General features: G+C 69.1%; 20 protein-coding genes and 2 riboswitches. Of the genes, 3 read left to right on the top strand and 17 right to left on the bottom strand.

Annotation, left to right across the window (positions count from 1 at the left end; translation table 11 throughout):
• Positions 1–23: 23 nt before the first annotated feature.
• The 5 genes from AC1G9L_RS01630 to dusA all read right to left on the bottom strand — a co-directional run bounded on the left by AC1G9L_RS01630 (position 24) and on the right by dusA (position 5,843).
• Entirely contained in the window at positions 24–1,607 is a 1,584-nt protein-coding gene (locus AC1G9L_RS01630; protein ID WP_481070121.1) for a DUF1800 domain-containing protein, read from the bottom strand.
• A 210-nt stretch (positions 1,608–1,817) separates the two neighbouring features.
• Entirely contained in the window at positions 1,818–3,188 is a 1,371-nt protein-coding gene (locus AC1G9L_RS01625; RefSeq protein WP_481070977.1) for an ATP-binding protein, read from the bottom strand.
• An 82-nt stretch (positions 3,189–3,270) separates the two neighbouring features.
• Complete coding sequence (locus AC1G9L_RS01620) at positions 3,271–3,954, bottom strand: response regulator transcription factor (RefSeq protein WP_003469280.1); 684 nt, start codon at positions 3,952–3,954, stop codon at positions 3,271–3,273.
• Positions 3,955–4,026: 72 nt separating this feature from the next.
• The gene (locus AC1G9L_RS01615; RefSeq protein ID WP_481070120.1) at positions 4,027–4,419 is read right to left on the bottom strand and encodes a PepSY domain-containing protein; all 393 of its coding nucleotides are present in this window, start codon (positions 4,417–4,419) and stop codon (positions 4,027–4,029) included.
• A gap of 404 nt (positions 4,420–4,823) precedes the next feature.
• Positions 4,824–5,843 carry a tRNA dihydrouridine(20/20a) synthase DusA gene (gene dusA / locus AC1G9L_RS01610; protein WP_481070118.1) on the bottom strand — a complete coding sequence of 340 codons (1,020 nt, stop codon included), beginning with the start codon at positions 5,841–5,843 and terminating at the stop codon, positions 4,824–4,826.
• A 143-nt stretch (positions 5,844–5,986) separates the two neighbouring features.
• Positions 5,987–6,240: riboswitch (cobalamin riboswitch) on the top strand.
• A gap of 211 nt (positions 6,241–6,451) precedes the next feature.
• Here dusA and metE point away from each other — a divergent pair.
• Positions 6,452–8,743, top strand: coding sequence for a 5-methyltetrahydropteroyltriglutamate--homocysteine S-methyltransferase (gene metE, locus AC1G9L_RS01605; protein ID WP_481070116.1), 2,292 nt, complete (start codon positions 6,452–6,454; stop codon positions 8,741–8,743).
• Between the two features lie 238 nt (positions 8,744–8,981).
• Positions 8,982–10,979 (top strand): choice-of-anchor X domain-containing protein, encoded by a 1,998-nt coding sequence (locus tag AC1G9L_RS01600; protein WP_481070114.1) that lies wholly within the window; start codon positions 8,982–8,984, stop codon positions 10,977–10,979.
• 259 nt (positions 10,980–11,238) lie between these two features.
• Here AC1G9L_RS01600 and purU read toward each other — a convergent pair whose 3' ends face one another.
• From purU to AC1G9L_RS01565, 7 genes are all read right to left on the bottom strand, one after another.
• Positions 11,239–12,090: a formyltetrahydrofolate deformylase gene (purU, locus tag AC1G9L_RS01595; RefSeq protein ID WP_019799808.1), complete on the bottom strand. Its 852-nt coding sequence runs from the start codon at positions 12,088–12,090 to the stop codon at positions 11,239–11,241.
• A gap of 129 nt (positions 12,091–12,219) precedes the next feature.
• Positions 12,220–12,660: an XVIPCD domain-containing protein gene (locus AC1G9L_RS01590; RefSeq protein ID WP_019799809.1), complete on the bottom strand. Its 441-nt coding sequence runs from the start codon at positions 12,658–12,660 to the stop codon at positions 12,220–12,222.
• Between the two features lie 123 nt (positions 12,661–12,783).
• Positions 12,784–13,662 carry an NAD(P)-dependent oxidoreductase gene (locus tag AC1G9L_RS01585; protein ID WP_481070112.1) on the bottom strand — a complete coding sequence of 293 codons (879 nt, stop codon included), beginning with the start codon at positions 13,660–13,662 and terminating at the stop codon, positions 12,784–12,786.
• A 54-nt stretch (positions 13,663–13,716) separates the two neighbouring features.
• Entirely contained in the window at positions 13,717–14,814 is a 1,098-nt protein-coding gene (locus tag AC1G9L_RS01580) for an NADH:flavin oxidoreductase/NADH oxidase (protein WP_481070110.1), read from the bottom strand.
• 87 nt (positions 14,815–14,901) lie between these two features.
• Positions 14,902–15,783, bottom strand: a complete 882-nt coding sequence (locus tag AC1G9L_RS01575) for an NAD-dependent protein deacetylase (RefSeq protein WP_019802307.1) — start codon at positions 15,781–15,783, stop codon at positions 14,902–14,904.
• A 197-nt stretch (positions 15,784–15,980) separates the two neighbouring features.
• A complete protein-coding gene (locus AC1G9L_RS01570; RefSeq protein ID WP_019802306.1) occupies positions 15,981–16,361 on the bottom strand; it encodes a VOC family protein in 381 nt (126 codons plus the stop codon).
• Positions 16,362–16,393: 32 nt separating this feature from the next.
• Entirely contained in the window at positions 16,394–17,647 is a 1,254-nt protein-coding gene (locus tag AC1G9L_RS01565) for an MFS transporter (protein WP_019802305.1), read from the bottom strand.
• A gap of 99 nt (positions 17,648–17,746) precedes the next feature.
• Between AC1G9L_RS01565 and AC1G9L_RS01560 the strand changes: the two genes are divergently transcribed.
• Complete coding sequence (locus AC1G9L_RS01560) at positions 17,747–18,652, top strand: LysR family transcriptional regulator (protein ID WP_152236671.1); 906 nt, start codon at positions 17,747–17,749, stop codon at positions 18,650–18,652.
• 1,042 nt (positions 18,653–19,694) lie between these two features.
• Here AC1G9L_RS01560 and AC1G9L_RS01555 read toward each other — a convergent pair.
• From AC1G9L_RS01555 to AC1G9L_RS01535, 5 genes are all read right to left on the bottom strand, one after another.
• Entirely contained in the window at positions 19,695–20,027 is a 333-nt protein-coding gene (locus AC1G9L_RS01555; RefSeq protein ID WP_019799884.1) for a thioredoxin fold domain-containing protein, read from the bottom strand.
• Between the two features lie 74 nt (positions 20,028–20,101).
• Complete coding sequence (locus tag AC1G9L_RS01550; protein ID WP_019799883.1) at positions 20,102–20,680, bottom strand: flavodoxin; 579 nt, start codon at positions 20,678–20,680, stop codon at positions 20,102–20,104.
• Between the two features lie 97 nt (positions 20,681–20,777).
• The gene (locus AC1G9L_RS01545) at positions 20,778–21,818 is read right to left on the bottom strand and encodes a ribonucleotide-diphosphate reductase subunit beta (protein WP_010340146.1); all 1,041 of its coding nucleotides are present in this window, start codon (positions 21,816–21,818) and stop codon (positions 20,778–20,780) included.
• A 107-nt stretch (positions 21,819–21,925) separates the two neighbouring features.
• On the bottom strand, positions 21,926–24,340 hold the full coding sequence (locus AC1G9L_RS01540) for a ribonucleoside-diphosphate reductase subunit alpha (RefSeq protein WP_017908331.1): 2,415 nt from the start codon (positions 24,338–24,340) through the stop codon (positions 21,926–21,928).
• 180 nt (positions 24,341–24,520) lie between these two features.
• Positions 24,521–24,739: riboswitch (cobalamin riboswitch) on the bottom strand.
• 187 nt (positions 24,740–24,926) lie between these two features.
• Positions 24,927–25,454, bottom strand: coding sequence for a hypothetical protein (locus AC1G9L_RS01535; protein ID WP_481070107.1), 528 nt, complete (start codon positions 25,452–25,454; stop codon positions 24,927–24,929).
• Positions 25,455–25,556 lie beyond the last annotated feature (102 nt).

The following is a 25,556-nucleotide window of genomic DNA, read 5'->3' as shown; positions in this document are numbered from 1 at the left end:
ACTCCGGGCGGCGAAGGCCGCAGTCAGCGGTAATTGAAGTCGGGGGACGCCAGCAGGTAGCCGTTCCACTCCTGCTGCGAACGTGCCTGCGCCAACGCTTGGCGCGTGGCATCGCTCAATTGCGGCTCGATCGCGTGGTAGTACAGCGGCGTGCTCAGTTGCGGGAAGCCGCCGCGCTGCTGGCCGTCGACGGTGAACAGCTGGGTGTTGCCGTTGCCGATCGCGCGCGCGATCTCGAAGCGCTGCGCCATCTGCCCGGAGCTGTTCCAGGCACTGGACTGCAGCGACCAGCCATCGGGCGTGATGCGTCCGAAACTCGGCTCGCCCATCTGGTTCAACCAGCCCAGCAGCGGCTGCGGATTGACGATGGTCTGGCCGTCGTAGGCCAGCCGCAGCGCCGAGACCAGGAACCGATAGGGGTCCTTGAACTTGTGCGGCGCGCCGGCCGCCATCTCCGGCGCGGTGAACATCACCTGCAGCACCGCGGCGATGTCGCCATCGCTGCGCTGGAAGGTGCGCGCCATCTTCTCCACCAGCGCCGGCGGCGGGTCGTCGGCGACGAAGTACTCGGCCAACTGCCGCGAGATGAAGTGCGCGCATGCCGGCTGGCGCACGATCAGTTGCACCGCACGCTCGACCTCGTCGAAGCCGCCGCCGGCGATGCGCTGGCCGAGCAAGGTCTTGTCGCCTGGTTCGTGCCGCGCCGGATTGAACTCGAACGCGCCGCGGCGCACATACTGCGCCTGCAGCGCCGGCGGCAGCTTCGGCGGACCGTCGCGGTCGACCGGCGCGATGCCGACGCCGGTCAGGATCAACGCCAGTTGCTGCACATCCTTCTGCGTGTAGCCGGCATCCACGCCGAGGGTATGCAACTCCATCAACTCGCGCGCGTAGTTCTCGTTGACCTTGCCCTTGGCGTTCTGCGCGTTGTCCAGGTACTCCAGCATCGCCGGACTCTCCAGCGTCGCCATCACCAGGTCGGAGAACTTGCCCAGGGCATGCGGACGGATCGCGTTGTCGGCGTAGTCGGCCACGGTCCAGTGCAGGCGGCCCTTGTCGGCGAACACGCTGAAATGATTGAGCCAGAACCACACCATCTGCTCGCGCAGTTGGTCCGGCGCGTAGATCGCACGCAACAGCTGCGCCTGCCGAGCCTGGTTCAACAGCAGATCGCCGCGCTGCTGCGCGGCCTTCTTCGCCGCGACCTTGGCATCCCCGTCGGGCATCGCCTTGATCGCCTGCTGCGCGGCGGCCTGCTGCTTGAGCAGTTCCTGCACCGGCGTGTGCAATGCGGCGTAGCCGTCCAGTTGCGCGCGCACCGGTGCCGGCAACGCGGCATCACCGGCGTCGGCCTGCAGTTGTTCGCGCAGGAAGCGCTTGCGGCCATCGCGCTCGAACTGCGCCACGCTGGCGCTGTCCAGGCCGATGGTCATCGACTGCAACCAGCGCGCATCGTCGCGCTTGATCACCTTGTCGGTAGCGGCGATGGCACCGACGGTGAACAGCACCAGCAGCGCGGACAACAGCAGGCGCTGGGTGTGGCGCAACACACGCCGGCCGCGCACGCGCAGACGCGTTGCTGCAGGACGATGCCGGGGTTCGGACATGCGGGGCTCCTGGACGAAAAGCGGCGTGAAGACCGGCGCAGTATCGCCAGCTGGGCGTCGGTCGCGTTAAGCCACTGTCGGAAACCTCCCGGTCATTTGCACGGGATTCACCTGCTGCTGCGGTGCAGCGCTGCCGCCTGCGTCGACCGCTGTGTCGGCCCTGTCGAACCGTGGGATACCGGTCTCAACCGGCCGGAACTGGTCCTGCGCCTACAGCCCCGGCGGCAGGGTGACGAGGAAGCGCGCCCCGCCCAGTTCCTCGGAGCGGCTCACCTGCAGCTCGCCGCGGTAGCCCTTGACCAGGTCCTGCACGATCGCCAGGCCGATGCCGTGGCCATGCACGCGCTCGTCGCCGCGCACGCCGCGCTGCAGGATGTGCGCCACTTCCTCCGGCGCGATGCCGGGGCCGTCGTCCTCCACGGCGATGATCAGGCCGGCGCGGCGGCTGCCCGCGGCCGGCTCCGGGCGCACGCTCAGCAGCACCCGCCGGCGCGCCCACTTGAACGCGTTCTCCAGCAGATTGCCGAGCAGTTCCTGCAGGTCGCCGGGCTCGCCATGGAAGCGCGCGCTCGGCTCGATGTCGAACTCGCACAGCACGCCCTTGGCCGCGTACACCTTCTCCAGGCCGCGCACGATCTCCTCGGCGTTGGGCTCGATCGGCAACGGTGCGGCGAACAGCTTGTGGCCGCTGGAGGCGGCGCGCGCGAGTTGGTAGGACACCAGGTTGTTCATGCGCCGCAACTGCACGTCCAGTTCTTCGCGCAGCTCCGCCCCCTGCGCGCCGCTGTCGAGCTGGGTGCGCAGCACCGCCAGCGGCGTCTTCAGGCTGTGCGCCAGGTCGGCCAGGGTGTTGCGCTGGCGGTCCAGGTTCTCGCGCTCGCTCTCGATGAAAGCGTTGATGCTGTCGGTCAGAGGCTCAAGCTCGCGCGGGTGGCGATCGCCCATGCGCATCGCTTCGCCGCGCTGCACCTTGGTCAGTTCGTTGATCACCCGGCGCAGCGGGCGCAGGCTCCATTGCAGGATGAAGGCCTGCAGTACCAGCAAGATCAGGCCGGCGCCGCCGAGGTTGAACCACACCCGGCCGCGGAACACGCGCAGCTGCGCACCCAGCGCGCGGGTGTCCTCCATGATGTAGATGGTGACCGGGGTTTCCTTGTCGCGGCGCACGTAGGCCAGGCCGATGCCGTAGCGGTAGACCTCGCCCTCGCTGCCGTCGATCTGGGTCATCGGCCAGGGGCCGTCGAAAGTTTCCTGGCGCGGTTCGAGCATGCCGCCGCGCGGCGGCAGCGGGCCCTCGCTGGACATCGAGATCCAGCGCTCGTTGGGCATCACGATTTGCGCGTAAAGGCCGCTGCCGGGCCGGTCGAAATGCGGGTCCGGCGGCGGCTTGTCGTTGTTGATGTACAGCGAGCCGTCGCGGGCTACGTCGATGTTGTTGGCGTAGGCGGTGGCGTAGCTCTTCAGGCGCTCGCGCAGGTTGCTCAGCGCGGTGTCGGCGAACGCCTGGTCCAGCGCATAACCTGCCGCGGCCAGGAACGCCAGCAGGCTGAGGCTGGCGGCGAGCAGCTGGCGCGCCTGCAGCGAACGCGGGCGCCAGCGCTTGTACCACCTGGGTCGTGCCGCCACGCGGTCGCTTCCTCGGTGTGCTCGCCGGCGCCTGCGATCAGCCTTCGGTACGCGGAATCGCGAACCGGTAGCCGCGACCGCGCACGGTCTCGATCGGCTTCAACTCGCCGTCCGGGTCCAGCTTCTTGCGCAGGCGGCCGATGAAGACTTCCAGCACGTTGGAGTCGCGGTCGAAATCCTGCTGGTAGATGTGCTCGGTCAGATCGGCCTTGGAGACCAGTTCGCCGGCATGCATCATCAGGTACTCGAGCACCTTGTACTCGTAGCTGGTCAGGTCGACGTTGCTGCCGCTGACGCTGACGGTCTGCGCCGCCAGGTCCAGCGCGACCGGACCGCATTCCAGCGTGGGCTTGCTCCAGCCGGCGGCGCGGCGCAGCAGCGCATTGACGCGCGCCAGCAACTCTTCGACGTGGAACGGCTTGACCAGGTAGTCGTCGGCGCCCTGCTTGAGGCCTTCGACCTTGTCCTGCCAGCTGGAACGTGCGGTGAGGATCAGCACCGGGAACTTCTTGCCTTCGTCGCGCAGCGCCTTGATCAGCTCCATGCCCGACATCTTCGGCAGGCCGAGATCGATGATGCCCACGTCGAAGGGCACTTCGCGGCCCATGTACAGGCCTTCCTCGCCGTCCTGCGCCGCATCCACCGCAAAGCCTTCGCGCTTCAGGCGAGCGGCCAGGGTCTCTCGCAGCGGGGCTTCGTCTTCGACCAGAAGGATACGCATAACTCTCCCTAGTAACTTACAGGTGGCCGGTGGCCGGGGCGGTGTGTGGAACCTGAACCGAACTATCCGGACTCACGGGTGATCGTCGCGTGGTGGCTCGGGAGGCTCGCCCGACCGCGGCGCCCGCGGCGGTACCGCACGGCCAGGTTGCGGATCGTCCATGTAGCGTACCCGCCCACGGCCGTCCATGTACTTGACGCGGTTGATGTCGCGGCCATCGAACGGCACGCGCTCGGCGCCGAGGATCTGCCCGCCGGTGGAGCGCTGCACCCGACGCACCGCGTCGGACAGCGAACTGCCGCCATAGTCCCGATTGCGCCCCGCATCGCGCTCCGGCGGCGCCATCACCCCCGGCATGGGCGGCTGCTGCGCACGGCCATGACCAGCCGCGACCGACGCCAGCGCGAGCGCGAACACAGCGGCGAAGCGGTAGTGGCGGGAAGCGGAAGAAGTCACGACGGGCATCCTAACGGACTGATCGGAAACGTTCAAAACTTGTGAAGCGCGACACCTCGCGGGGACGACGGCGACCTCGAGAAATCGAGGCAAATTCTTGATTTTTCGGGGTGAATCCGGTCTGAACTTTTCCGGGCGCCACCGGCGACATTCAGTCAAATGAACCTGTGGAAGGCCGATGCAAGGGCCGCGCCAGCGATCTGGAGAGGCCCTCGGCAGGTGCTTCAGAGCGTCTCCCAGCAGGCAGAGACTAGTCGCCAGACCCTGAACGGACTCCCTGAACGAGCAGGGGGAAAGTGGGATCCGGGTCCACCACCGAGCAGGCCACGATGTCGTCGGACGCCTCTGCGCGAAGGTGATGACGGCCCGCCACCACGCAGCAGCTGCGGTCCGAAGACGCTCCCTGGATCGGGTCAGGCCGCGGCGCGCGCCGCCCCGTCGGTGACCGCCAGCGCCTGCTCCAGCAGCGCCCAATCGGCCCCGGGGCGGTGCGCCCCTTCGCTGAGCACTTGGCGGAAGGTACGCCCGCCGGGCTGGCCGTGGAACAGCCCGAGCAGGTGCCGGGTGATGTGCTTGAGCGCCAGGCCTTCGGCCAGGCGTGCCTCGACGTAGGGACGCAGCGCGCGCAGCAGTTCCGCGCGCGGGCGCAGAGCGGCGCCGGTCAGGGCCGCGTCCAGCCGGTGCAGGACGTAGGGGTCGTGGTAGGCGGCGCGGCCCAGCATCACCCCGTCCACCGCCTGCAACTGCGCCTGCGCCGTCTCCACCGCAGCCAGGCCACCGTTGAGCACCACCTGCAGTTGCGGCCGCTCGCGCTTGAGCCGGTGCGCCCAGTCGTAGCGCAGCGGCGGCACTTCGCGGTTCTCCTTCGGCGACAGGCCCTGCAGCCAGGCGTTGCGCGCGTGCACCACGAACAGCCCGCAGCCGGCCGCGGCGACCTGGTCGACAAAGGCCAGGAACACCGCGTAGTCGTCGTCCTGATCCACGCCCAGCCGGCATTTCACCGTCACCGGGATGTCCACCGCCGCGACCATCGCCGCCACGCACTCGGCGACCAGCGCCGGCTCGCGCATCAGGCAGGCCCCAAAGCGCCCGGCCTGCACCCGGTCGGACGGGCAGCCGCAATTGAGGTTGATCTCGTCGTAGCCCCAGTCCTGGCCGATCCGCGCCGCCTGCGCCAACAGCGCCGGCTCGCTGCCGCCGAGCTGCAGGGCCAGCGGATGCTCGGACGCATCGAAATCCAGCAGCCGCGCGCGATCGCCCAGCACCACCGCATTGGCGTGCACCATCTCAGTGTACAGCCGCGCCGACGGCGCCAGCAGCCGATGGAACACCCGGCAATGGCGGTCGGTCCAGTCCATCATCGGCGCCACGGACAGCCGCAGCGAGGCGGCGTAGCGCGCGGGGAGATCGGCGGCGGGGAGCGGAAGCATCATCGGCACGGCGGACGGGCGCCGTCGGCACAAGCCGCAGCGCCAGGTCATTGGCTTAGGGATCAATAGCTTACACGTTCGCGACAAACGCTGCCGGGCCGAGCCCGCAAAACACACCTGGCCCTTGACCGCCCGCCGCATCCGGCCTATCGTGCGCTCGCCGAAGGTATTCATCGCTTCATTCGGATGAAGGGATGAATTTAAACGGGAATCCGGTGACGGCTGGCGCCGCAAGCGCCTGCCCATTCCGGAGCTGCCCCGCAGCGGTGAATGGAAACGACCTCCGTCAATGGCACTGGGCCGGCGCATGCCGGCCTGGGAAGCGACGGACAGTAGGTGCGCAGCCAACGTGGTGCGCGTGTCCATCAGCCCGAATACCGGCCCCGGCCGGAGGACCGTGCGTCCTCCGATTCGACCTGGCGCCTCCGCGGGGAGGCGGCCGGACCGCGACCCGGCCTTGCGCCGCGCCGCGCCGTCCGCCTGCCCGCGCGGTACCGGTTCGCCCGCGGGGGCGAAGGTCGCTGGCGTGGCGGGCGGTCCGTGCGAACGGGGCGCGCGGCGCGCGGTTCCTTCGTTCCTCAATGCCCTTGAACGCAATGAGGAAACGCAACATGACGATCGTGACAAACCTGGGCTTCCCGCGCATCGGTGCGCGGCGCGAGCTCAAGCAGGCGCTGGAACGCTACTGGCGCCGCGACATCGACGGCGCGCAACTGCAGGACACCGCACGCGAGCTGCGCCTGCGCCACTGGCAACTGCAACGCGACGCCGGGGTGGACGTGCCGCCCAGCAACGACTTCAGCCTGTACGACGCGATGCTCGACACCGCCTTCCTGTTCGATGCGATCCCGCAACGCTACCGCGCGCTGGCCGATGCCGATCCGCTGGCCGGCTACTTCGCGATGGCGCGCGGCACGCAGGAACACGGCCTGGACCTGCATGCGCTGGAAATGACCAAGTGGTTCGACACCAACTACCACTACCTGGTGCCGGAGCTGGCACGGCGCCAGCACTTCCGCCTGCGCGGCGACAAGCCGGTGGTGGAATTCCTGGAAGCCAAGGCGCAGGGCATCCAGACCCGGCCGGTGCTGATCGGGCCGGTGACCTTCCTGGCGCTGTCCAAGACCGTGGACGGCAGCGACCGCTGGGCGCTGCTGGACAGCCTGCTGCCTGTGTACGCCGAACTGCTGCAGCGCCTGCATGCGGCCGGCGCCGGCTGGGTGCAGCTCGACGAACCGGCGCTGGTGCTGGACCTGGACGAGGCCGCACGCGCCGCCTATCGCCGCGCGTATGACGTCCTGGCACAGGCGGTGCGGCCGAAACTGCTGCTGACCAGCTACTTCGGCGAGCTGGGCGACAACCTCGACCTGGCGATGGCGTTGCCGGTGGACGGCGTGCACGTGGACCTGGTGCGTGGCGTGGCGCAGCTGGACGCGGTGCTGCAGGCGCTGCCGGCCGGGCGCGTGCTCTCCGCTGGCCTGGTCAACGGCCGCAACGTGTGGCGTACGCCGCTGGACAACGCGCTGACCCTGGCCCGCTACGCCGCCGGCCATGTCGGCCGCGAGCGGCTGTGGCTGGCGCCCTCGTGCTCGCTGCTGCACGTGCCGGTGGATCTGCAGCAGGAGACCAGGCTGGACCGCGAACTGGTCGGCTGGCTGGCCTTCGCCAGGCAGAAGCTGCAGGAACTGCGCACCCTGGCCGATGCGCTGGACGACCAGCCGCAGGCGCAGGCCGCGCTGGATGCGGCGCGCGAAGCGCTGGCCAGCCGTCGCGCTTCGACCCGCGTGCACCGCGCCGAGGTGGCGCGGCGGGTGGACGCGCTGACCGACGACGCCGGCCGCCGGCAGTCGCCGTACGCGCAGCGCCGGCAGGCGCAGCAGGCGGCGCTGCGGCTGCCGCTGTATCCGACCACCACCATCGGCTCGTTCCCGCAGACCGAGCAGGTGCGGCAGGTGCGTGCGCAGCACAAGGCCGGCAAGCTCGACGATGCCGCGTACGACGCGTTCCTGGCCGCCGAGACCGAACGCTGCGTGCGTGCGCAGGAGCACCTGGGGCTGGACGTGCTGGTGCACGGCGAGTTCGAGCGCAACGACATGGTCGAATACTTCGGCGAGCAGTTGGACGGCTTCGCCTTCACCCGCCACGGCTGGGTGCAGAGCTACGGCTCGCGCTGCGTGAAGCCGCCGATCATCTACGGCGACGTGCAGCGCCCGGCACCGATGACGCTGCGCTGGACCACCTACGCGCAGTCGCTGACCGAGCGGCCGATGAAGGGCATGCTGACCGGGCCGGTGACGGTGCTGCAGTGGTCGTTCGTGCGCGACGACCAGGAACGGGCGCAGACCTGCCGGCAGATCGCGCTGGCGCTGCGCGACGAGGTGCGCGACCTGGAGGCGGCCGGCATCGGCGTGATCCAGATCGACGAGCCGGCGATCCGCGAAGGCCTGCCACTGCGTCGCGCCGACTGGCAGGCGTACCTGGACTGGGCGGTGCAGTGCTTCCGCATCGCCGCGGCCGGCGTGCGCGATGCCACGCAGATCCACACCCACATGTGCTACTCGGAGTTCAACGACATCATCGAGGCGGTGGCGGCGATGGACGCGGACGTGATCTCGATCGAGACCTCACGCTCGCGCATGGAACTGCTGGATGCCTTCGTGCGCTTCCGCTACCCGAACGCGATCGGGCCGGGCGTGTACGACATCCACTCGCCGCGCGTGCCGAGCACGCAGGAGATGGTGGAGTTGCTGGAGAAGGCGCGTGCTGTGCTGGATCCGCAGCAACTGTGGGTCAATCCGGATTGCGGGCTGAAGACCCGCGGCTGGGCGGAAACCCGCAACGCGCTGCAGGCGATGGTGGCGGCGGCGCAGCAGTTGCGCAGCCAGCACGCGCAGGCGGCGTGACCTGGCGATGCCCGGCGCCACGTGCGCCGGGCATCGCGATGGTTGCAGCATGTCCGGCATCCCAGTTCGGCGCGCATTGCTGCATTGCGTCTTTGTCCGGCAATGTGCGCTGGCTATAACCGGAGGCGAACGCGTGGCGAGGGGGCGCTGCGTCCTCGCCGACGTGCTGCCGGCGGCGCACTGCGTCGCGGCTCCGGCATGTACGTCTGCTTCTCAGCACCGCCAGGGAGAGCGCGTCATGCCGAAGCTGTCGAACCTGTCCGCCGTCTGCGTCCTGTGTCTCGTCGTCCCCGCCGCCGCACTGCACGCGGCCGAACTGATTCCCAAACAATTGGCCGGACCGCCCGAGGAGTTCGCGCAGATGCGCGCACCCGCCCCGGCGGAAGCGGCGATCCTGTCCAAGAGCGCGTTGCTGCCGGTGGAATTCTCCGCCGCGCGCAGCAATGGCCCGGCGCAATGGCAGACCACCCTGCCAGTGGAGAACGGCAAGCTGCGCTTCGTGGTGTTGTCCGGCGAACACGATTGGCAGCCGCGCCTGAGCGCACCGGCCACGGCCAGCGCACGCATGGGCACCGCTGCCGCCATGCCGATGCTCGCGCCCAGCGCCAAGGCCACCCAACTGGGCGCCGGCGGCGCCGCGCTGCCGGCTCGCGAGTACCACGTGGACAGCGCCGCCAACGGCGACTGGACCCTGACCCTTCAGGCCGATGGCAGCAACACGGCGCAGCGCGGCTATGTGCTGATGGAAGGCGACCCGCGCACGCAACTGGCGTCCTATCCCAGCGACCGCGCGCAACTGCAGCGCGGCCAGCGTATCGGCCTGACCGCCCTGCTCGGCGGCATCGATGCGCAGGGCAGCGTGTCGCTGGCGCGCAGCGCCGGCAGCGGCCGCATCGACACCGCGCAGCTGCGCGTGATCGCGCCGGACGGCTCCGTCAGCCAGTGGCCGATGGCCGACGACGGCCGCCACGGCGACGGCGCCGCGGGCGATGGCGTGTATGCCGGCGACTTCCCGGCGACGGCCACCGGCACCTACATCGCGCAGGTGGTGGTGCACGGCCACGACGCCGCCGGCCAGGCGTTCGTGCGCACCAGCGAGCACGTGCTGCCGGTGCTGGACACCACCTTGCGCATCACCACCGACGCGGTCGCCGCCAGCGCACAGCCCGGCACCCGGCTGACCCTGCCGATCCCGGTGCGCATCGGCGGCGGCCAGGCGCCGGCGCATTACCGCGTGCTCGGCGAACTGTGGGGGACCGGCCGCGATGGCAGCGCGGTGCCGGTGGCCTGGCTCGGCGGCATGCTGGCGCCGCAGGACGGACGCCTGCCGCTGAGCGTCGACGAACGCTGGATCGTCCGCGCCGGCGCGCGTGCGCCGTTCACCCTGCGCAACCTGCGCGTGGAGGATCCGGACAACTTCGTGCCGCTGGCCACGCGCACGACGCTGCCGCTGACCCTGCCGGCACTGCGTCGCAGCAGCGTGGCGCGCAGCACCGGCGCGATCGACGAGAGCATGCGCATGGGCGAGCGCCCGGCGCAGCTGAGCACCGCCGCCACCGACATGCAGGCGCAGGCCACCGGCAAGCGCCTGGTGCTGGTGCACGGCTATTGCTCGGGCGGGGTGTGGCCGGTGGCGCAGTTCACCAATGCCTCCGCGTTCCTGGACGTCAACCAGAACCGCAGCAACGACCAGTTCGCGCAGCGCCTGGCGCAATTCGGCAGCCAGTGGAACTCGTTCGGCACGGTGGCGCACAGCCAGGGCGGCATGGCCGCGCTGCACCTGTACGTCTACTACTGGAGCGGCCTGGACAACGCCAGCGGCGGGCGGGTGATGCAGTCGGTGGGCACGCCCTACCAGGGCACCAACCTGGCCGGCATCCTGGCCACGGTGGGTTCGTGGTTCGGCGTGGGCTGCGGTACCAACAACGACCTGACCTACGACGGCGCCAAGGCCTGGCTGGCCGGCATCCCCAACTCGGCGCGGGCGCTGGTGAACTACTACACCACCTCCTTCGCCAAGACCAACTGGTACACCAACGACTACTGCAATGCGGCCTCGGACCTGGTGCTGAGCGACCCGGAGGACGGCACGGTGGAGCAAGTCAACGGCCAACTGCCTGGCGGCGTCAATCGCGGCCACACCACCGGCGAATGCCACACCACCGGCATGCGCGACCCGGCGCAGTACCTGAACGCCAGCCGCAACGCGACGATGAACGCCAACGCGGCGCGTTGAGGGCTGGGAATGGGGAATCGGGAATGGGGAATCGGCAGAGCAAACGCCGCGCTGCGGCTGCTGATGGTCCCCTTCCCTATTCCCGGCCCCATTCCCTGCTTCATCGGAAATGCCCCCGTGCAGTGACTGGAGAGCGGGAATGATCGTCGATGCAGACGGTCGGCGCCGCGACCATGGATTAGGGCAATCGTGTGCTTAGCCGCTGTTGCTGTTGCTGTTGCTGTTGCTGTTCCCGATTCCCGAATCCCCACTCCCCGCCTCACCGAAACACGACCGTGCGATGCCCGTTGAGCAGGATGCGATGTTCGACGTGGCGGCGCACGGCGCGGGCCAGCACCTGCGACTCGGTGTCGCTGCCCAGGCGCACCAGTTCGCGCGGGGTCATGGCGTGGTCCACGCGGGCCACGTCCTGCTCGATGATCGGGCCTTCGTCCAGGTCGCCGGTGACGTAGTGCGCGGTGGCGCCGATGATCTTGACCCCGCGCGCGTGCGCCTGGTGATACGGCTGCGCGCCCTTGAAGCTGGGCAAAAAGCTGTGGTGGATGTTGATCGCGCGCCCGGCCAGGGCCGCGCAGAGGGTCGGCGACAGGATCTGCATGTAGCGGGCCAGCACCACCAGGTCGATGCGTTCGCGTTCGACCAGCGCCAGCAACTGCGCTTCCTGTTCGTCGCGATTGGCGGCGCTCACCGGCAGGTGATGGAACGGCACGCCGTAGGAGCCGGCGAGCGCGGCGAAATCGGGGTGGTTGGAGGCCACCGCGGCGATATCCACCCGCAACTGCCGGCTGTGCGCGCGGAACAGCAGGTCGTTGAGGCAGTGGCCCTGCTTGCTGACCAGCACCAGCAGGCGCGCACGGCGGCGCGCGTCGTGCAGTTGCCAGTCCATCGCGTAGTCGGCGGCCAGCGGCTCCAATTGCAGCTTCACTGCGGCGACGACGCCGTCGGCGGGCACATCGAAGTGCACGCGCAGGAAGAAGCGGCCGCTTTCCTCGTCGCCGAACTGCTGCGCATCGAGGATGTTGCAGCCGTGCTCGAACAGCAGGCCGCTGACGCGGAAGACGATGCCGGTACGGTCCGGGCAGGACAGGGTCAGGATGTAGTCGTGGCGCATTTGCGGATGATAGGGGACCCGTACCCTCACCCCAACCCCTCTCCCGGAGGCAGAGGGGCTCAGCCTTCCTTACCAGGAAACAGGGTCGCAGCTGACGCCTCGCCTGGGACGTTGTTCACTCGCCTGCACTCACTCCGGACGCAAGCGCAGCGCCAAACGGCGGTTGACCTTTTCCAGGCGCGCCAGCGAATCCTCCACCGACATGCCGACCGCTTCGTGGGTGGTGATGTGCGCGCGCAGGTGCGCCGGATCGTCCAGGTCGCCGCGCACCAGAAACACGTTCTCGCCATCCTCCACCTCGCCGATCTCGCGGCTGAGCACCACGTGGTCGACCTGGTCGAAGCCGTATTCTTTGGCCAGCGGCAGCAGCCGCGCCACCATGCGCTCGCTGATCGCATCCGGCACGCGGCCGCAGGCCGCGTCCAGCGCGTGCACGCCCTCGCGGATCTGCGCGTACAACAGGTGGTCCGGATGGTCCGGATGATCGGGCCCGGGCACGGCCTCGCGCACGACCGCGCGCGGCGGCTGGATCGGCGCTCTGTCGCCGGGATCGGACGAATTCGGGCTCATGGCATCCTCCTGTGATGCGCCAACAAATCGCCGCACCTTAGCGGCAAGCGCGCGCCAGGCTCAAGCGGGCACGCAGTGTGCCGCATGCGCCGCCAAGGTCCGCTGAAGATCGTCCCGCGTCGCTCAGGCCTGGCCGGCGCGGCGCGCGGCGACCTTGGCCAGCGCCGCCCAGTCCAGCTCGCCGTCGCCGTGCGCGATCGCTTCGATGAAGGCATCGCGCAGCACCCCCGCCAGCGGCATCGGCACGTGCCGGGTCTCGCCGGCGTTCAGCGCCAGGCGCACGTCCTTCAGGCCCAGCGTGGCCTTGAAGCCAGCCGGGCTGTAGCGCTGTTCGGCGATCATGCCACCATAGGTCTGGTAGGCCGGTGCGGCGAACACGGTACTGGTGAGCATGTCGAGGAAATCGGCCGCTTCCACGCCGTGCCCGCGCACCAGCGCCGACGCCTCGGCCATGGTGCCGATGGCGCTGGCCAGGCACAGATTGGCGGCGAGCTTGACCGCGTTGGCCTGTTCCGGCGCGGCGCCGAAATACCAGGTCTTGCGTCCGATGACATCGAGCAACGGCTGCACCCGCGCCAGCGCCGCGGCATCGCCGGCGGCCAGCAGGTTGAGCTGGCCGGCCGCGGCCACCTCCACCCGCCCCAGCACCGGCATCGCCAGGTAGGCGACGCCGCGCTCGGCATGCAGCGCGTGCAGTTCGCGCGCCAATGCCACCGAGATGGTGGCCATGTTGACGTGCACGCTACCGGCAGTGAGCGCGTCCAGCGCGCCACGATCGAGCAGGGTCTCGCGCACCGCGGTGTCGTCGGCCAGCATCGAGAACAGCACCGGCCCGCGCACCGCGTCGGCCGGTTGCGCGGCCAGTTGCGCGCCGGCCTCGAGCAGGGGCTGCGCCGCCGCGGGGCTGCGGTTCCAGACCGTCAACGCATGGCCGGCACGCAGCAGGTTGAGCGCGATCGGCTGGCCCATCGTGCCCAGGCCGAGAAATCCAATCGTCGTCATTGCATGCTCCCTGAAGAAATCGAAGTGGAGGCCGCCAACCGTGCGGCGCGTCGGTCAGGCGTCGAACACGCCGCGCGCCGCGTGCGGCTCGCAGCGCAGGTATTGCGGCGACGGCCGCAACCGCGCGCCCAGCGCGGCGGCCGCGTGCCAGGGCCAGCGCGGATCGTAGAGGATGCCGCGGGCCAGCGCGATGGCGTCGGCACGGTCCTCGGCGAGGATGGCCTCGGCCTGCTGCGGCTCGGTGATCAGGCCCACCGCGATCACCGGCATGCGCAGCGCGCGGTGCAGCGCCTCGGCCAGCGGCACCTGGTAGCCGGGCGCCACCGGAATGCGCTGGCGCCGGTCCAAGCCACCACTGGACACGTGCAGGTAATCGCAGCCCTGCGCCTGCAATGCCTGCGCCAGCGCTTCGCTCTGCACCAGGTCCCAGCCGCCGTCGACCCAATCGGTCGCGGAGATGCGCACGCCCACTGCGATGCTCGGCGCCACCGCGGCGCGCACCGCCGCATGCACGCTCAGCAACAGGCGCATGCGGTTCTCGAGGCTGCCGCCATAGGCATCGGCGCGCTGATTGCTCAGCGGCGACAGGAACTGGTGCAGCAGGTAGCCGTGTGCGGCATGCAGTTCGATCAGCTCGAAGCCGAGGCGCTCGGCGCGCCGCGCCGACGCCACGAACGCCTCGACGATGGCGTCGATGCCGGCCAGGTCCAGCGCCTGCGGCGGCACGCCATCCTGGTCGAACGCCTGCGCCGACGGCGCCACGGTCTGCCAGCCATTCGGCTGGTCAGGCGCGATCGCGCCGCCGCCGTCCCAGGGCTTGCGCGTGGACGCCTTGCGCCCGGCATGCGCGAGCTGGATGCCCAACGGCATCGGCGACCAGCGCCGCACTGCGCGCAACACCGTGTCCAGCGCCGCTTCGGTGGCATCGTCCCACAGACCCAGGTCGGCATAGCTGATGCGTCCACGCGGCTCCACCGCCGTCGCCTCCAGGATCAGCAGGCCGGCGCCGGACTGCGCCAGTTGGCCCAGATGCTGCACATGCCAGTCGCTGGCGCGGCCGTCCTCGGCCGAGTACTGGCACATCGGTGCGATCACGATGCGGTTGGACAACGACAGCGGCCCCAGTGCCAGGGGCGAGAACAACTGGCTCACGATGCGGATCCATGGAAACGCCGAGCGCGGCGCGGTAAGCGGCCATTGCACTCCTGCCGTACAGCGCGATCAACCACTGCCGGTGGATCAGTTCGTGCCGGGATTCGGAACGCGCGCCGCTGCCGGCAGCAGGAAGGCCAGCGCCTGCGCGCACGATTGCTCCACTTTCAGGCTCAGCAGATCGTCGCCGCGGGTGCGGCCCAGGTTGACCGCGGCGATCGGCAGGCCGGCCTTGGCCGCGGCCTGCACGAAGCGGAAGCCGGAATAGACCATCAGCGACGAGCCCACCACTAGTACCGCGTCGGCGCGCTGCAGATGCGCGAAGGCACTGGCCACGCGCTCGCGCGGCACGTTCTCGCCGAAGAACACCACATCCGGCTTCAGCACGCCGCCGCAGTGCGCGCAGGGCGGCACGACGAAGCTGGCGAAATCCTCGCCCTCCAGGTCGGCATCGCCGTCCGGCGCCGGCGCGGCCTGCAGCGTTGCCCACTGCGGGTTGTGCTGCAGCAGGTGCTGCTGGAACGCCTCGCGCGGCATGCGCCGCTCGCAACCCATGCAGCGCACCACGTCCAGGCGCCCGTGCAGGTCGATGGTGGCACGGCTACCGGCGGCCTGGTGCAGGCCGTCCACGTTCTGGGTCAGCAGCAGTTCGACCTGGCCGCGCGCTTCCAGCTGCGCCAGCGCGGCGTGGGTGGCATTGGGCCGCGCATGGCCGAAGCGCGGCCAGCCGAGCAGGCTGCGCGCCCAGTAGCGCTGCCGCGTCGCCAGCTCGCCCATGAAGGCTTGGTAGGTCACCGGCTGCGCACGCTTCCAGTCGCCGGCGGCATCGCGGTAGTCGGGAATGCCCGAGTCGGTGCTGCAGCCGGCGCCGGTCAGCACGAACAGGCGCCGGTGGCGCTCGACGAACGCCTCCAGCGCGGACGCCGCTGGCTGTGCGGACGCGGGGTGATCCTGCAGCAACTGCGACATCAGGCGGCTCCGGTCGGTATGAAAGCGCGCGCAACGGAGGCGGCCGTCCCGCTGTATGTAGTGCGTGCGGGCCGGTAGCACAAGGGCCTGGCATTGCCCGCACATGAGGGATGGCACCCGGCGGAGCGGCGAGACGGCGGCAAGCGCGGGTTAGGCAGCGCGCGAACAGCACACGTCCAATGCCAACGCGGCTCCCATCACACCGGGTTGGCGACCTCGATCAGGTTGCCGTCGGGATCGCGGATGTACAGCGACAGGATCGGCCCGCGGGCGCCGGTGCGTTGGACCGGCCCCTCCTCGATCGGCACGGCCGCGGCCTGCAGTTCCTCCGCCACCTGCGCCAGCGGCGTGGCGGTGAGAAAGCACAGGTCGGCCGAACCTGGCGTGGGCGCCCGCGCCTTCGGCTCGAACTCGTGGCCATGCCGATGCAGGTTGATCTTCTGCGCGCCGAACGCCAGCGCCTTGCGGCCTTCGCCGAAGGTCACCACGCGCATACCCAGCACCTGCGCATAGAACGCGCAGCTGGCGTCGATGTCGGCGACGGTGAGGACCAGATGGTCGAGATGGTCGATCTGCATCGCGGAACTCCCGTTGGCTGAGGGCGCGCGGCTCACTCGCCGCGCGGCGGATGCGGCCCGAAGCGGCCATAGGGGCGGCTGTCGTCGGCACCGCGGCGCAGCACCTGCGCGGCGACCAGGCCGATGCCCAGCAACACCAGGCAGCACGCGACCAGCGCGTTCCAGCCTCCGTGCTGCCAGGCCGCGCCGCTGAGCGAGCCGATCACGCTGGCGCCGGCGTAATAGGCCAGCAGGTACAGCGAGGCGGCATGGCCCTTGAACTCCCCGCCCAGGCGCCCGACCCAGGCGCTGGCCGCCGAGTGCGCGACGAAGAAGCCGATGGTCAGCAGCACGATGCCGGCGATGACCGGCACCAGCGCATGCGCCAGGGTCATCGCCACGCCCAGCGCCGCGGTGGCGATGCCGGCCAGCACCACCGGGCCGCGGCCGAACCGGTCGGAGGCGGCGCCGGCGACCGAGGACGACACGATGCCGAACACGTAGGCACTGAAGATCAGGCCGAGCTGGCTCTGGCTCAGCCCGAACTCCGGTCCGCCCAGGCGGAAGCCGGCGTAGTTGTAGACGCTGACGAACACGCCCATCGCCAGGAACGGGATCGCGAACAGCCACGGCAGATGGCGATCGCGCAGATGCCCGCCCCAGGCGCGCAGGTGGAAGCGCAGGTTCACGCCCTGGCGGCGCACGAAATGCCGCGACGGCGGCAGCAGCCACACGAAGCCGATCGCGGCCAGCAGGTCCACCGTGCTCAGCGTGGCCAGCGCGGTGCGCCAGTCGAAGTGATCGGTGAGCACGCTCATGCCGATCCGGCCGACCATGCCGCCGAAGGCATTGCCGGCCACGTACAGCCCGGTGGCCGCGCCAAGCCGGCTCGCCGGCAGTTCCTCGGCCAGGTACACCATCGCCACCGCCGGGACGCCGCCCAGGGCGATGCCGGACAGCGCGCGCACCGCCACCAGCGCGCCCCAGTGTGGCAGGTAGGCCGCGAGCAGGTTGAGCAGCGCCGCCAACGCGATCGACACGAACATCAGCCCGCGCCGGCCCAGCGTCTCCGACACCGCGCCAGCGCAGAAGATCGCGATCGCCAGGCCGCCGGTGGCCAGCGACAGCGGCAATGAGCTGGCCGCCGCGCTGAGCCCGAACTCGCGGGCGAATTCGGGCAGCAGCGGCTGCACGCTGTACAGCAGCGAGAAGGTGGCGAAGCCGGCCAGGAACAGCGCCAGGCGGATGCGCAGCAGCGGCGCATCGTCCACGGCGTGCGCCGGCGGGCATTGGCTGGAGGCGTTCACGGGATGGGTCGCGGCGGGAAACGGAAGGCCAGTATTCGCCTGACCGACCCCGGCGTCCAATATATGATCGGCCCGTTCTCCATATGTGTTGGATATGACATGGAACTGCGCCACCTGCGCTATTTCCTGGCCGTGGCCGAGGCCGGGCACTTCACCCGCGCCGCGGCGCAACTGGGCATCCAGCAACCGCCGCTGAGCCAGCAGATCCGCGCACTGGAGGAGGAACTGGGCACGCCGCTGTTCGTGCGCACACCGCGCGGCGCCGAGCTCACCGATGCCGGCCGCGCCTTCCGCACCGAAGCCCGGCGCGTGCTCGCCGACCTGGAACGCGCCGGCGATGCCGCACGCCGCGCCGCACGCGGCGAAAGCGGCGTGCTGCGGCTCGGCTTCACCGCCTCGGCCGCGTTCAACCCGATCGTGCCGACCCTGGTGCGCGGCTTCCGCCGCGGCTGGCCGGCGGTGACGCTGGCGCTGGAAGAGACCAACACCGCCGGCCTGCTCGCTGCGCTGCTACAGGGACGGCTGGATGCGGCCTTCATCCGCTACAGCGTGGCCACGCCCTCGGAACTGCAGTTGCTCAAGCTGCCCGACGAACCGATGAAGATCGCGGTACCGGCGGCGCACCGCCTGGCCAAGCGCCGCCGCGCCCCGCTGTCGGCGCTGGCCGGCGAACCCTTCATCCTGTTCCCGCGCAGCTTCGGCACCAGCCTGTACGACGAGATCCTCGACGCCTGCCGCCAGGCCGGCTTCGAGCTGAAGATCGAACAGGAAGCGCCGCAGATGTCCTCCATCGTCAACCTGGTGGCCGCGGAACTGGGCGTGTCGGTGGTCCCCGCCTCGACTGCGCAGGTGCAGTTGCCCGGCGTGCGCTACCTGGACATCGACGGCCGCGTGCCGATGGCGCGGCTGGCCCTGGCCGCGCTGCCGGCCACCGCACAAGCGATGCCGATCGTGCGCCATCTGTGGCAGTTGGCGCAGGGGCATGCGGCGGGCAGGCGTGGGTAGGGGTGGCAGTGCATGGCTGCGCTCCCTTGGCAGGAATGTAGGACCGGCTTTAGCCGCGAGCTTTCACCGATAGACGAGAGCAAAGGCTTTCGCCCTTTCGGGCGAGTTACTTTGATCAGCCTTCGGCTGCTGAGAAGCGCTTCTTTGCTCGCGCAAAGAAAAGGTAACCAAAAGAAAGCGCGCCCTGCCTTGCGCCCTCCGCGCTGCGCGCTCCGGGTCCGCGGATGCACCGGGGATTCGCGGAAGGGGCATCCTGCCCCTGCCGCAAACGGCGCACATCCATGTGCGCCGCCCTTCGGGTGTTTCCCCGGTCCATCCGCCGCTGCGGAAGGGAACCCAGTAAGTCAAAAGCCAATGCACCATCAATAGCAAAAGCAGAAACTATTGCGGATACAGCGCATACATACGCCACTGTAATGGCGATGCGCCTGACCTGGGCGCATGCCGGCACAGCCACCTCTACGCCACGCACAACTGCGCCTGCAGCTTCTTCGAAAACCAGCATCGTTTTGCGCGTTCAACATGATCGATAAGCAACGTGGGCCGCCACGCGCAGCGCATTCGCTTACGAACGCTGCAATGATGCGGGCGGGCGCTGCAGCGGCAGCCGCTTCGGCCGTTGCTGTTGCCGTTACTGTTGCTTGGGCTGTTGCTGTTGCTTCGGCTTTTGACTTACCGGGTTCCCTTCCGTAGCGGCGGCCATCGCGGGGAAACACCCGAAGGGCGGCGCACATGGATGTGCGCCGTCCGCGGCAGGGGCAGGATGCCCCTTCCGCGGATCCCCGTGATGGACGCGGACCCGGAGCGCGCAGCGCGGAGGGCGCGTAGGCAGGGCGCGCTTTCTTTTGGTTACCTTTTCTTTGCGCGAGCAAAGAAAAGTGACTCGCCCGCAAGGGCGAAAGCCTTTGCTGTTCGCTTCCAAGCTTTCGTGTCGGACAAGAAGAACCGTAGGAGCGGCTTCAGCCGCGACAGACGTTATGGGAAAGCCCGTCGCGGCTGAAGCCGCTCCTACGAGATACGAGGTGCGAGGAACGCGGCGCGCTCAGCCCAGATGCGTGCGCACCGCTTCGTCGATCTTCGCCGGCGGCACGAAGCCGGGCACCCGCGCCACTTCCTCGCCCTGGCGGAACAGCATCAGCGTCGGCGTCTGCCGCAGGCCCTGCGCGCGGAAGAACTCCTCGCCCACGTCTTCCATCTTCACCTTGAGCAGGGTCACGCCCTGCGCCGTGTCGCTCTCGGCGAAACGCTCCAGCGACTTGTCGAGCATGCGGCAGCCCGGGCAGTTGTCCTTGTTGAAATCGGCCAGCACGCGCGGGTGCGCGGCAAGCGCATCGACGAACTGTTCGGCGCTGGAAACGGTGATGGTGGTAAGCATGGAACGGACCTCGTCTGGAACGTGACGCCCGGCGCGGCGATGGTCGGCGCCCGGGGCGGAAAAAGGAAAAAGGATCAGCCGCTGCCGACAGGCAACGGCACTGCGGCCTGGACGGCATCGGTTCCGGCCGTGCCAACCATGTCCTGCGACACCGCCACCGCATTCGCTGCATCCACTGCATCCGGCTGCAGGGCTCGCGCCGCGCGCAACGCCAGCACCTGCGCGCACCAGGCGTCGATGGCCGCGTTGTCGCGGTCGCCGTGCGGCATCTGCTCGATCTCCAGCCGCGGATAGGCGCTGTCGAAGAACCGCGCGATGCGCTTGACCGCACCGCAGTAGTACTCCAGCCCCCACTGCGTCTCGCCGGTGCCGAACGCCGCCACTTCGATCGTCTTGCCTGTCGCCTCGATCAACTCGGCGATATAGCGCTTCATCTCCGCCGGCGTGCGCCCGGCGTTGTCGCTCCAACTGCCGAGCAGATGCAGATCGAAGTCCGCCGCGCGCGCGGCATCGCCGAGCGCGCCCTGCAACGTCTGCAGATCGGTATGGATCCAGGTCACCGCGTGCCCCGCCGCCTCGCACTGCGCATGCACGCGGCGGGCGACGTCGCGGGTGTTGCCGCTGAGCGAAGCGTAGGCGAGCAGGATATGCATGGGGCGGGGATTCGGGATTCGGGATTGGGGATTCGTAAAAGCGGGATTCGACCTTGCTGTTGCGAATCCCGAATGCCGAATCCCCAATCCCGGCTCTTCAAAGATCGTCGAAGCCGTTGTCCGAGTTGGTCTTCTTGTAGCTGGCGTTGCGCATCTCGAAGAAGTCGGTCTTGGTCTCGGTGAAGTTGTCGGCGTAGGCCTTGATCCACGGCATCACGTTGTCGCTGGCGCCGCTGTACAGCTTCTCGATGCCGAGCATGCCGGACATCTTGTTGGCGCGGTACTTCACGTACTGGATCATCTCGTCCACGTCGATGCCCTCGATGCCGTCGAGCACTTCCGAGGACCACTCGGTCTCCAGGCGGATCGCATGCTCGAAGGCCTGGTGCACGTAGTCGGTCAGCTCGTTGGTCTGCAGTTCGGCGTTCTCGCCGATGATGGCGCGGATCAGCTCGCTGATGAACTTGGTGTGGGCCAGCTCGTCGCGGTTGATGAAGCTGATGATCTTGCCGGTACCGGTCATGCGGTTCTGCCGGACCAGGTTGTAGAAATACGCGAAGCCGGAATAGAAGTTGATGCCTTCCAGGATCGAGGACTGGATCAGCGAGCGCAGCAGGGTCTCTGCGGTCTTCTCGCGCATGAAGTCGTCGTAGGCCTGCATGATCGGCTGGTTGCGCGCGATGATGGTCGGATGCGTGCGCGCGATCTCGAACACGCGGTTCTGGTCGGCCAGGCCGGCGATCGAGGCCAGCACGTACGAGTAGCTCTCGTTGTGGATCACTTCCTGCTGGCCGATGATCGCGGCATTGGCGTGCGCGGCCGGGTCGGTGATGTATTCGGCGACGTTGTAGATGAAGCGCGTCTGCGGCGAATCCAGCGTGGCCAGCAGGCCGATGATCGAGTCGTAGGCGTTCTTCTCGCGCGCCGACAGCTCCCCGTACTGCTTGGCATCGCCCTTCATGTCCACTTCGTCGGGGATCCAGAAGTTGGTCGACAGCTCCTTGTACGCCCGGTAGAAGGACGGGTACGGGATGTCGTTCCAGTTGAGGATGCCGCTGGTGGTGCCGTTGATGATGCCGGTGGAACGGTTGGGGTGCAGCGGTTCGAGGATCTTGATGCGGTCGAGCGCGATGGCCATGGATGTGCTTTGGTAGTCGGTGAACGGCGCCGGCGGTCGGCGCGGGAATACGGAACGCGCGCGGCAGGACAGGCCTGCCGCGCGGCGCGGGCGTCAGACGCCGGCGATCAGCTCGAGCACCACTCGCACTCGCTGATGTCGATGTCGTTGGAACGCACGTAGTACGTGGTCTTCAGGCCTTCCTTCCACGCGGTCATGTGCAGGTCCAGCAGGGTGCTGGCGCGGATGCCGCTGGGCACGTAGAAGTTGAAGCTGATCGACTGGTCGACGTGACGCTGGCGGCGCGCGTTCTGGCGCACGCTGGCGAATTGGTCGACCTTGTAGGCGCCCTTCTCGTAGTACGGATAGGTGTCCACGGTCAGCCCCGGCGCCACCACCGGACGGCGGAAGTCCTTCTTCTCTTCGTAGTAGAACGCGCTGTAGATCGGGTCGATCGACGCGGTGGAGCCGGCGATCTGCGCGGTGCTCATGTTCGGCGCCACCGCCACCATCCAGGCGTTGCGCACGCCGTGCACGCTCACCTGCGCGGCCAGTTCCTGCCACTCGGCGCTGTCGTAGCCGCGCTTGGTGAAGTACTCGCCGTTCTGCCAGTCGCTGCCCTTGAACACCTTGTACGCGCCCTTCTCCTTGGCCAGCGCCAGGCTCGCCTGGATGGTCAGGTAGTTGATGCGCTCGTACAGCGAATCGCTGTAGGCCTCGGCGTCCGGCGAATTCCAGTCGATGCCCTTCTGCGCCAGCAGGTGGTGCCAGCCGAAGGTGCCCAGGCCGATCGCGCGGTACTTCTGGTTGGTGATGGTGGCCTGCGGCACCGGCAGCTCGTTGAGGTCGATGACGTTGTCGAGCATGCGCACCTGGACGCGGATCAGCCGCTCCAGGATGTCCGGCGACAGCAGGTCCGGCTGCGCGGTGACCGCGCGGCCCAGGTTCACCGAGGACAGGTTGCACACGACGAAGTCGCCGGCCTGCTTGGTGGTGACGATCTGGTCGCCGCTGATCATCTCCTGGATGACCCGCGTCGGGCTCATGTTCTGCAGGATCTCGGTGCACAGGTTGCTGGAATACACCATGCCCTGGTGCTTGTTCGGGTTCATGCGATTGACTTCGTCGCGATAGAACATGAACGGGTTGCCGGTCTCCAGCTGGCTGACCATGATCCGCTTGAACATGTCGATGGCCTTGACCACCTTGCGGCCGATGCGCTCGTCGGCCACCACTTCCTCGTAGCGGGCGCGGAAGCTGCCTTCGCCGCGCTTCTCGTCGAAGAAGTCCTGCAGGTACCAGCCCTTGACCTCCTTCACCTCGTGCGGGTCGAACAGGTACCACTCGCCGCGGCGCTCCACCGCTTCCATGAAGATGTCCGGCACGCACACCGCGGTGAACACGTCGTGCGCGCGCAGGCGCTGGTCGCCGTTGTTCAGGCGCAGGTCCAGGAACGCCTCGATGTCGCGGTGCCAGATGTCCAGGTACACGGCGATGGCGCCCTTGCGCTGGCCGAGCTGGTCCACCGACACGGCGGTGTTGTTGAGCTGCTTGATCCACGGCACCACGCCGCCGCTGGAGTTCTTCACCCCGCGGATCGCCGAGCCGGACGAACGCACGTAGCCCAGGTAGGCGCCGACGCCGCCGCCGTGCTTGGACACGCGCGCCACGTCGGTGTTGGAGTCGTAGATGCCCTGCAGGCTGTCGTCGACGGTGTCGATGAAGCAGCTCGACAACTGCCCGCCGATCTTGCCGGCGTTGGCCAGGGTCGGCGTGGCCACGGTCATGTACAGGTTGGACAGCGCCCAGTAGGCCTCGCCGACCAACTGCATGCGGCGCTCGCGCGGCTTCTCGTCCTGCATCAGGTACAGGGCGATGGTCAGCCAGCGCTCCTGCGGCAGTTCGTACACCTTGCGCGAGTTGTCGGTGGCCAGGTAGCGCGTGGCCAGCAGGTACAGGCCGTTGTAGGCGAACAGCTTGTCGCGCTCCGGATCGATCATGCGGCCGGCTTCGGCCAGCTCGTCCTTGGAGTAGTTCTTGAGGATGTCGATCGAGTACACGCCACGGTCGGCCAGGCTTTCCTGCAGGCCGACGTAGGAGCCGTACTTCTCGCCGGCATCGTAGAAACGGTTCTTGCTGGCGCGCTTGTACAGGCGGTCCAGGTACAGGCGCGCGGCGAAGTACTCCCACTCCGGCGTGGCGATGTCCACGCGCGACTCGGCCTCGCGGATCAGGTAGTCGACCATGTCGTCGGCCGACAGGCTTTCCTTCTTCTCGATGAAGGCGAAGGCCTTGCGCTCGTAGTCGCTCACGTCCAGCTGCGGGAACTCGGCGTGGATCCGGTCCAGGGTGCGCTGCAGGCGCGAGCGGTCGAAGGCCATGCGGCGGTTGCCGCCGTCCTTGACGATCCAGGTCACGGCGCGCTGGTCGTTGCTCGGCTCGCTGCTGGCCGTCGGCTCCGGCTGGGCAGTGGCGGCAGCGGTCGTGGGGTCGACGGCGGCGTCGACGGACGCGGTGGCCGGCAGGCTGTGGGTCTGGCTCATGAAGGTCTCCAAGCGTGGTGCACGCGGCCGCCCGACCCTCGCAGGCAGCGGTCCGACCGGGTTCGCAGGTGGCGGGCGGTGTCGCGAAGACTGCAAACGGCGCAGGCACCGGGCCTGCGGGCGGTCATCGCTGCACCGACCCTCTCCCCCCGGAGAGCGCGCGGTCGGCGCCGCGCGGTGTGCTTCGCGCGGCTGTCGGCAGGTCTTCGGGCTGATGGGCAACGGCCGTGGCCGGTTCCTAGCCCGTCGCTTCCCAAGGCGGGCGCCTCAGTGCGGATGACGGGTTCGTTCCCAATTACCGCTGCGGGGCAGCGCCGGAGTTGGCGTTGGCACGCCGCACCGGCTTCCCTTTTGATCCCGCGGCTTGTGGCCGCCGGAACCGACCACCCCAAGATAGTGGGGTCGGTCGGCCACGTCAACGCTAAATATGGGTGGAATTACGAAAACCTAAGCCTGGCAACGGTTTGCCGCGGGCGGCCGATTCCGGCCCGGCCGCGACGGCCGTTCGCGGCCGTGACGGGGTCGTGAAGCCGGCCGCAAACACGGGCGTTGGCGCCCCCGGACGGCCCCACCACCGCCGCCTGTCCTAGGGCCGGCACGGCACCACCGCGCCGCTGGCGTCGGTGCAGGTGCCGGTGTGGACGACACTGCCGTCCTGCACGCTGGTGCTGCCCTGGTAGCTGCCCTGTGTACCCGCGACGCTGCTCTGGCGGTTGCCACTGAGCGTGCCGTCGGCGGCGCGGGCCAGGCTGCCGCTGCTGCTGGCACTGGCGCCGTCGGCGCCTTGCACGCTGGCGCTGCCCTGGCGGCTGGCGCTGCCGTCGGCGTTGCGCTCGGCACTGCCCTGGCGCGTGGCGCTGCCGCCGGCGGCCGTCGTGCGGGTGGCGGCGCTGCTGGCGCTGGCGTTGCCCTGGCCGTCGGCCTGCCATTGGCGGGCGCGCTGCACGCTGCCGTGGGCGCCGCTGGCGCTGGCCTGCACGGCCGCGTGGCGGGCGCCATCGGCGCCGCCGGCGCTGCGCGTGCGGGTGTGCTCGCGTGCCTGGGCGCTGGGCACGGCCAGGACGCCGGCGGCCAGCGCCAGCAGCAAGGAGGTGGTGCGAGGGGACAGCGACATGGCGTTCTCCGGTGACGGCAGCGGCGTGCTGCCAGGCATCACCGTAGTCACGGCGCCGGCGCGCGGGGCGCCGGATCGGCCAGCGGATGTTGCCGCAGGCCA

The sequence above is a fragment of the Xanthomonas sp. NCPPB 1132 genome (assembly GCF_056629235.1).
This window is presented reverse-complemented; position numbering and strand designations above follow the sequence as displayed.